Genomic DNA, 6,864 nt, shown 5'->3' with positions numbered 1-6,864 from the left:
CCTCCGCCTTGCAGCTGCACGCACCAGACCCCGCTCACCTGCACTGACAAGGCGCCGTTCCTTGGAGCCGGCCTGATCCGCCGGACAGGCCCTAGCCCCCTCTCGTCCGGACCCCGTTGTCAGTGGTGCCTCGTACTGTCGTCGGCATGGGAATCGTGATGTTCGTCGACGAGACGACAAGCGGGAGCCGTAGCGACGGCTGGGGTCTGGAGATCGCCGAGGAGCGGCTCGCCGTGCGCGAGTTGATCCGGCGCCGGGTCTTCCAGGAGGTCGCCGAGTTCAACGCGCGCACACCCGCTGTCTTCCAGGGCCTGGTCCAGCCCGAGGACACCGAACGCGTGCTGAACGGCTACGCGTTGCGCGAGCCCCGCCGCATAGACCCCGAGACCCAGACCGAGCTCGCCCTCAGGGCCTTCGCGGGCAACGGCTTCCTGGTGCTCGTCGGCGACCGTCAGGTGACCGAGCTCGACGAGGAGATCGACCTCGTACTCGGCACCGAGGTCACGTTCCTGAAGCTCGTTCCGCTGGTGGGTGGCTGACGATGGCTCAGATTCAGAGGATCAAGGACCTGATCGGGCAGCGGGCCACCGACGGTGACCTGGAGGAACTCGCGGTCGACCTGCTCAAGGCCGCCATCGCCAACAACGGCAACTGGACCGGCCTGTGGGGCGGCGTGCTGACCCGGCTCCTCGAACTGCCGCCGGACGCGCGGTCGCGGGTCGCCGACGGCCTCGTCACGCAGTACCACTCGGAGCAGGCGGGCCCGAACGCCCGGGAGAACGCGCTGATCCTGCTGGGCATCGTCTCCCGGGACCTGCCACCCCACGACCGCCTGGCCGCGGAACGCCTGGCCCTGCTCGACAGGATCTCCCGGCAGCACTCCTTCTGGTACGGCGCCCGTTACGAGACCCTCATCGAGGCCGAGCTGGCCGCGGGCCGCCCGATCGCGCCCGCCGTCGTCGCCACCGTCCGCCGGGCCGTTCTCCACGCCTACCAGAACGAGGACCTGCCCAGGACGGCGAAGAAGCTGACCGAGCCGCCCCTCAACGTCGGTGAGGAGTGGGCCGAAGCAGCCCTGCGGGAGACCGACACCGCCTGGCAGGCGCTACTGACCCACATGGCGACCGCCACCGCGGCCAAGCCCAACGCCAAGTGGGACAAGCAGGCCGCCGCCCTCATCGACGCCCTCGGAGCCGACCGCGTCCGCGAGACCGCGCTGCCCTGGCTCGCCCTCGTCGGCCGCCCCCGTACCTTCGAACTGGAACGCGGGCGGTACGAACCCGACGTCAACAGCGCCTACGACCCCTACAACGCCAACGCCCTGCGCGGTCTAGCCTGGCTGCTCTCCCTCCTCCCACCGCACCCCCACACCGCCCGTGCGCTCGGCGCCCTCGTCGAGACCTCCCTCAAGAAGGTCGCCGGGCTCGGACCCCGCAACCCGAAGGTCGCCAACGCCGGGGTCAACGCCCTCGCCCGTATCGACAGCGAGGCCGCCCTCGCCGAACTGGCCCGGCTGGCCACCCGGGTGACCTACAAGAACACCGCCAAGCTGCTCGACACGGCCCTGGAGGCCCGCGCCGTCGCCCTCGGCCTGAGCCGCGAGGAGATCGAGGAACTGGCCGTACCGGCGTACGGACTCACCGAGGTCGGACACGCCGAGCACCGGCTCGGCGAGGCCACCGCCGTCCTTGAAGTCCAGGGCGCCAAAGCCGTGTTGACCTGGCACAACGCGAGCGGCAAGCCGGTCAGGAGCGTGCCCGCGGCCGTACGACGGGACCACGCGGAGGAGTTGAAGGAGCTCAAGGCGGCCGTCAAGGACATCGACAAGATGCTCTCGGCCCAGAGCGAGCGCCTGGACCGCCAGTTCCTGGCGGACCGCACCTGGTCCTACGCCACCTGGCGCGAGCGCTACCTCGACCACCCTCTGGTCGGCACCCTCGCCCGGCGCCTCCTGTGGACGGTCGACGGCACGACGGTCGGATACGCCGAGGGCTCCCTGCGCACCGTCACGGGCGCCCCGGTCACCGACGGCGCGGAAGTCCGTCTCTGGCATCCGGTGGACCACACCCCCGTCGAGATCGTCGCCTGGCGCGACTGGCTGGAGCGGCACGGAGTCACCCAGCCCTTCAAGCAGGCCCACCGGGAGGTCTACCTGCTGACGGACGCCGAGCGCACCACCGGCACCTACTCCAACCGCTTCGCCGCCCATGTCCTGCGCCAGCACCAGTTCCACTCCCTGGCGGCCGCCAGGGGCTGGCGCGACAAACTCCGCCTTGCCGTCGACGACGAGGCTCCGCCGCCCCGCCGCGACCTCCCGCGCTGGGGCCTGAGAGCGGAGTACTGGGTCGAGGGCGAGGGCGGCGAGGACTACACGGACATCACCGACTCCGGCACCTTCCTGCGTCTGCGCACCGACCAGGTCCGCTTCTACCCGATCGACGCCCCGGAGAACTCGGCGCACTGCTGCGGAGGCGAGTACCGCATGTGGCTCCGCGACGGAGCCGACCCGGTGGACCCTCTCCCGCTGACGGAGATCCCGCCCCTGGTCCTCTCCGAAGTCCTGCGCGACGTGGACCTGTTCGTCGGCGTGGCCAGCGTCGGCAACGACCCCACCTGGCAGGACGGCGGCCCCGGCGGCCGCTTCCGCGAGTACTGGACGTCGTACGGCTTCGGAGAGCTCAACCAGAGCGCCGAGACCCGCCGCCTCCTCCTGGACCGCCTGATCCCGAGGCTCGCGATAGCCGACCGCTGCACCCTGGAAGGCCGCTTCCTCCACGTCAAGGGCGACCGCCACACGTACAAGATCCACCTGGGCTCGGGCAACATCCTGCGCACGCCGAACGACCAGTACCTCTGCATCGTCCCGAAGTCCAACCCGTCCAACCCGTCCAGCCCGCAGGCCGGTTACCTCCCCTACGAGGGCGACCGCATGCTCGCGGTCATCCTCAGCAAGGCGATGATGCTGGCCGACGACACGAAGATCACGGACCCGACGATCCTGAGCCAACTGTGACCGGCCGAAGCGGAGGCCAGTGACCCTCGTGCCGTCCCTGGGTGCAGCAGTACGATCACGCCCGGCACAGCGGGCGCAATCCTCGGTTCAGCTCCCGTTTCCGCAGCCACCCACTCGCCGTGTGGACAGCGCGATGTCGTCCATGCGGATGTCGTACGACGACGGCGTCGGGTCGGCCTGATAGAGCTGCCAGCCCAGCTTCAGCCTGTCGAAGCCCGGGAAGACGAAGTCGTCCGCCGAACCGCCGTGGACCTTGGTGGACACGGTGAGATCGGACTGCTGCACCCCGCCCAGGTACACGGTGACGCGATTGTCGGTGGCATCGAGATGGAACTCGACGCACTGCCAGCCCCCGCCGACGGCCGGCGCGGACGTCTTCCAGGACGTCCAGTCACCGGTCGGCCCGAGATCCGACCCGACCCCCCAGAAGTTGCCGCCGTCCGTGGGCGCGTACTGCCCGCCGAGCGGCCGCACCAGCGTCGGCGAATCCGCCCCCGACGCCTCCGCGATGGTCCAGTGCGCCCAGTCGGGAGCGGTGGGAAACCCACCGACCCGCAACCGGACCCGCCCCCAGAAGCTGTTACCGGGCGCCGAGAGCCCGTCGAACACAAGGAAGGCCCGCCCGTTCCCCTCCGTACGAATCCGAAGCTCACGCCCGCGCCCGGTGGAACTGGAAGCGACGGTCAGCGTGCCGTTGTCGGTGTCGGCGGTCCAGCCACGTCCCTCGGTGACCTGCCCGAGGGGAAGGCGGTCGAAGTTCTCCCGGGCCAGGGTGCCGTAGGGGGTGGGGGTTGCGGAGGCAGTGGGGGGTATCGCGAGCAGCGCGGCCACGGCGACGGAGAGCGCGGCGGCGGCTTTTCTCATGAGTGCCATGGGGGCAGTCTGCGACTTCAGCCCCACAAGTCACAACAACCGCAGAGCACTTGACCCCGCTGGATACGCAGAACTGACTGGTGAGACTCCCTTACCGCGGACGATCTCACCAGTCGTTGTTCCGTCCATGCCACCAGCTGTGTCCTGAAGTCATACTGATGAGTGTTCAGTGACGTGTGAGACAGGTGAGCAAGTCAGCCGGACCACTGGGGGACTTCGTGCGGAGGGTGTTGGCGGTGCATTTCGTGCCGTGCGCTCTCTTCGTCGTGTCTTTCTGGGCTGCTCTTCAGGCAGATGCCTTCAGCGGGCCCAGCCATTGGCAGCGAGTGCTCCCGACAACGCCGGCGGCCATGGCTGGAACCCTGACGGTTCTCGTCGGGTGTACGTCGGTCCTGGCCTTGTTGCTCACACCGTTTCAGGTACGGGCGGTGCGGGTGCTGGAGGGGTACTGGTACCGCTGGTCTGCGACAGCCGGGCTGGCCGGCGTGCTGGTCGAAGTGCAGCGCAGGCGATGGGAGGCGCTGCGCCAGCGAGTGGGGGAATCGGCGCCAAGCGCACCCGCCCGTGAGGTGCGCGCGGACGCCGGTCGCCGACTGGGCGCCCGCCCACCGGTGGATCTTCTGCTGCCGACTGCGCTCGGCAATGCCTTGCGGGCCGGTGAGCTGAGTGCCGGTGAGCGGTACGGTCTTTCCACACTCGCCTCGTGGCCGCGCATCTATATGCAGATCTCGGACCGCATGTCCGAAGCACTGAATTCGACCAGGGACGCTCTGGACACCGCTGTCAATCTTTGCTGGAGCTTCCTGGCTGTGGCTCTGACATACGGAGTGGCTCTCTATGACGAGCCGAACTCATGGTGGCTGTGCGGTGGGGCGGTGATACTCGCGGGTGTCGCCTACAAGGGAGCGGTCATCGCGGCGCAGGCCTACTCCGGGCTGATGCATGTGGTCTACGATCTGCACCGGTTCGAGTTGCTCGACGCACTGCACCGCCCCTTGCCAAAGGACACGGTGACCGAGAAGGAGACCTTCGCCGAGGTCACTGCCCAGTTCACAGGACAAGGACACCTTCACGGCGACTACCGTCACGGCGAGGCCCGGTCACACGCGCACAATGCCGACCGATCCGCATACGCCCAGCACATGGATGACGAATCCGGTTGAGGGATCAGGCGGTTCACCAGGTGCGGGTCCCGTTTCGGTCGTGTGCGTCAGCAGGGCTCCCGAGGTGTTCACCTTGACCCACCGGTCGCGAGGGATGTCCACCCGCACATGACCGACGACAGTGGTGACATTCACTGTGGTCAGGCTTCCCGCCGACTTTCGTGTCAGATCGGCCCTCAGCTCACCGAGCACAGACCGGAGCGTGAGGGTTTCGCCTGCGTCCGCGGGTATGACGACCCTTCCGGTCGTCAGAGTCCGACTCCAGCAGTTGTTCCGGCGGTTCGGAACCGCCGAGCCGATGAGCAGGGCACCGCCGAGTGCCAGCACTGCGGGCAGCCCGAAATCGATGATGATGCGGGTGCTGATATCGCCGGCCGACAGCAATGCGGCCGTGGACACGGCAGCAAGCACAAGCGGAGCGATGAGGGAGGCGGGAGACACGGCAGCGCGCAACAGATTGAACGCGGCCAGGCCGAGCAGCGCCCAGGGCCACCATCTGGCACTGAACTCCCAAGCAGAATGGGCGCGTTGTGCGGGGGCGCCGATGAGATAGCAGCCGACGACCACCGCGAACAGTCCGAGCCTCCTTCTCGCCCGCGACGCCCGCTGCGCGTCCTCCACCATTGCCGGCCGACTCCCACTCTCGCCGCATTGCGGCGGCGCGGCGTCATCGTAGCGGGGCGGGGAGACGGGACGGGCAGCGGGTCGGGGCGTCATCCGGTGGAGCGTTGGCGGGCTTCCCAGAGTTTTTGGCGGTAGTGGAGGGCGGTCGGCCTGTGCATGAACCACATGACGACAGGCGGGAGTTCACCGTATTCGCACTCCGGATGGTGCCTTGGTTCCTTGCCGAGCGGGTCCGGGAACACCGGACCGGGCGATGACAGTGTGGCTTCCCAGTCCTGGAGATGCTGCGGCTGGTAACCGGGCCAGTCCGCTGGTTCGTCGGGGACGATGAGCCGCTGACATTGGAAGCAGACGGGTTGCTTCCTTTGATTCGGTGGAGGCAAGGGCGGCGGGAATCCTGGTAGCTCGGTGTGGATGAACAAATGTCATCCCCTCCTTCTCAGTCGTATCCGGGCGAGTCGTCGCACGGTTGTGTAGAACCAGTTACTCGTCCTTCCGAATGCGCTCATGTGCATGTAAAGCACCCAGACCGCATCGGCCAGCGTGGCCGTCAACACGACTGCGGCCGCAGCCCACCGGCACTCGATCTGTTTGCCGCAGTCCGGCGGTACCAGCGCGGCAGCGATGCCGAGCCCCAACAAGATGGTGCCGAAATTGAAGGCGTGAACTGCCCACAGCTGATATCTGGCCCAGACCTCCTGATCCTTTTCCTGTTTCACCCGCAGGTCCGAAGCGAAGGCCTTGACGTGCGCGGGCCCCAGCCAGCACTCCAGATCGTCGTAGGAATAGAGATACAGGCGGGCGTGATAGGCGAACTGAATGCTCGCGATCAGCGCAAGGGCTGCGATGACAAGGAGGAGCAGGGTGGGACCGGGCCATTGGAACTCGTCGTCGGCACCCCCGACCACGCCGGCCAGCCCGAGGGCAGCGGCCGTGAGGAGAGGTGCTGCGATGAAGAGGGCTGATGTGCTGCCTTGTCCGTAGCCGTACGGCTCAGGCGCAGCCCAAGGATCTCTCTCGCCTGTCGGCGCCAGGTATTCCGCCACACCTCCCCCTCCGGCAGCGCTGCAGAACACGCGCTTCGGAGTGTGCCGGTGAAACCTGCTCAACGGTAGGAGCGCGAACCGGCCAAAAACACCAGAGGGCCCTGTTTCCGCAGTGACGGAAACAGGGCCCTGAGGTCAGAGCTGG

At 67.8% G+C, this 6,864-nt stretch carries 6 protein-coding genes; 3 read left to right on the top strand and 3 right to left on the bottom strand.

Going from position 1 to position 6,864, the window contains the following annotated elements; all coding sequences use genetic code 11:
• Positions 1–146 precede the first annotated feature (146 nt).
• Positions 147–539, top strand: a complete 393-nt coding sequence (locus tag AB0D34_RS44680; RefSeq protein ID WP_362673342.1) for a hypothetical protein — start codon at positions 147–149, stop codon at positions 537–539.
• A 2-nt stretch (positions 540–541) separates the two neighbouring features.
• A complete protein-coding gene (locus AB0D34_RS44675) occupies positions 542–3,013 on the top strand; it encodes a DUF4132 domain-containing protein (protein WP_362673341.1) in 2,472 nt (823 codons plus the stop codon).
• Positions 3,014–3,100: 87 nt separating this feature from the next.
• On the opposite strand, the gene AB0D34_RS44670 is transcribed toward AB0D34_RS44675, so the two are convergent.
• Positions 3,101–3,886 (bottom strand): hypothetical protein, encoded by a 786-nt coding sequence (locus tag AB0D34_RS44670; RefSeq protein WP_362673339.1) that lies wholly within the window; start codon positions 3,884–3,886, stop codon positions 3,101–3,103.
• Positions 3,887–4,236: 350 nt separating this feature from the next.
• Between AB0D34_RS44670 and AB0D34_RS44665 the strand changes: the two genes are divergently transcribed.
• The gene (locus AB0D34_RS44665) at positions 4,237–5,049 is read left to right on the top strand and encodes a hypothetical protein (protein ID WP_362673337.1); all 813 of its coding nucleotides are present in this window, start codon (positions 4,237–4,239) and stop codon (positions 5,047–5,049) included.
• On the opposite strand, the gene AB0D34_RS44660 is transcribed toward AB0D34_RS44665, so the two are convergent.
• Both AB0D34_RS44660 and AB0D34_RS44655 read right to left on the bottom strand, forming a co-directional pair.
• Positions 4,987–5,673: a hypothetical protein gene (locus AB0D34_RS44660; RefSeq protein ID WP_362673335.1), complete on the bottom strand. Its 687-nt coding sequence runs from the start codon at positions 5,671–5,673 to the stop codon at positions 4,987–4,989. The two genes, AB0D34_RS44665 and AB0D34_RS44660, sit on opposite strands and share 63 nt — an antisense overlap.
• Before the next feature lie 425 nt (positions 5,674–6,098).
• Positions 6,099–6,719 carry a hypothetical protein gene (locus tag AB0D34_RS44655; protein WP_362673333.1) on the bottom strand — a complete coding sequence of 207 codons (621 nt, stop codon included), beginning with the start codon at positions 6,717–6,719 and terminating at the stop codon, positions 6,099–6,101.
• Between the last annotated feature and the right edge of the window lie 145 nt (positions 6,720–6,864).

This window comes from Streptomyces sp. NPDC048420 (assembly GCF_040651535.1).
GTDB lineage: Bacteria > Actinomycetota > Actinomycetes > Streptomycetales > Streptomycetaceae > Streptomyces.
This window is presented reverse-complemented; position numbering and strand designations above follow the sequence as displayed.